Raw genomic sequence first — 1263 nt, 5'->3', positions numbered from 1 at the left:
TTCGGATTGCAGGCTGCAACTCGCCTGCATGAAGCCGGAATTGCTAGTAATCGCGGATCAGCATGCCGCGGTGAATCCGTTCCCGGGCCTTGTACACACCGCCCGTCACACCACGAGAGTCGGCAACACCCGAAGTCGGTGAGGTAACCCGCAAGGGAGCCAGCCGCCGAAGGTGGGGCGGATGATTGGGGTGAAGTCGTAACAAGGTAGCCGTATCGGAAGGTGCGGCTGGATCACCTCCTTTCTACGGAGAAATGCGAAGAGGCGTAGCGTGTGTGTTTAGTTTTGAGGGAGCGAATGGTTCGAAAGAACTGTTGGCGAACTCAAGGACCTTGGCAACTGCATATGAAATGACCTTGCAACCTGGTAACCGAAGGATGGGAACAGGTAGAGTGGTGAAGTTAGGAAGAGCGCACGGAGGATGCCTAGGCGCCAAGAGCCGAAGAAGGACGGGGCGAACACCGAAATGCCACGGGGAGCTGTACGCGAGCATGGATCCGTGGATGTCCGAATGGGGGAACCTACTAGCGGGAAGCGCTAGTGTCATGCACTGAATCCATAGGTGTATGAAGGCAACCGAGGGAACTGAAACATCTAAGTACCTCGAGGAAGAGAAAGCGAACGCGATTCCGTAAGTAGTGGCGAGCGAAAGCGGAGGAGCCCAAACCGTATACGTGGTACAGACTGCAGTCGATGCGTATACGGGGTAGCGGGGCTGTTTAGGCGAGCTGCAGGTAGCCAGCGCGAACTTGTGTTTAGGAGAACGGCATGGGAAGGCCGGCCAGAGACGGTGAGAGCCCGGTATCCGAAAGGCACAGGGGAGCGTGAAACAGACCCCAAGTACTGCGGGACACGAGGAATCCCGTGGGAATCTGGGAGGACCACCTCCTAAGGCTAAATACTCCTTGGCGACCGATAGCGGATAGTACCGTGAGGGAAAGGTGAAAAGAACCGCGGGAGCGGAGTGAAAGAGAACCTGAAACCGTGTGCTTACAAGCAGTCGGGGCACCGAGAGGTGTGACGGCGTGCCTTTTGTAGAATGAACCGGCGAGTGATGATGACAAGCGAGGTTAAGGCAAAGGAGCCGAAGCCGAAGCGAAAGCGAGTCTGAAGAGGGCGAATGAGTTTGTTGTCATCGACCCGAAACCGGGTGATCTACCCCTGGTCAGGGTGAAGTGCGGGTAACACCGCATGGAGGCCCGAACCCACTGGCGTTGAAAAGCCAGGGGATGAACTGGGGGTAGGGGAGAAATTCCAATCGAA

At 56.5% G+C, this 1263-nt stretch carries 2 rRNA genes; both read left to right on the top strand.

From position 1 onward, the window contains the following. Positions 1-244: ribosomal RNA gene (locus VKV18_RS14020) — 16S ribosomal RNA — on the top strand; the annotation flags it as partial. 150 nt (positions 245-394) lie between these two features. Further along, positions 395-1263 (top strand): 23S ribosomal RNA (locus VKV18_RS14015); the annotation flags it as partial.

The organism is Chthonomonas sp., assembly GCF_035294505.1.
Taxonomy (GTDB): Bacteria; Armatimonadota; Chthonomonadetes; order Chthonomonadales; family Chthonomonadaceae; genus Chthonomonas.
The sequence above is the reverse complement of the archived record's forward strand: the minus strand, read 5'-3'. Positions and strand labels throughout refer to the sequence as shown.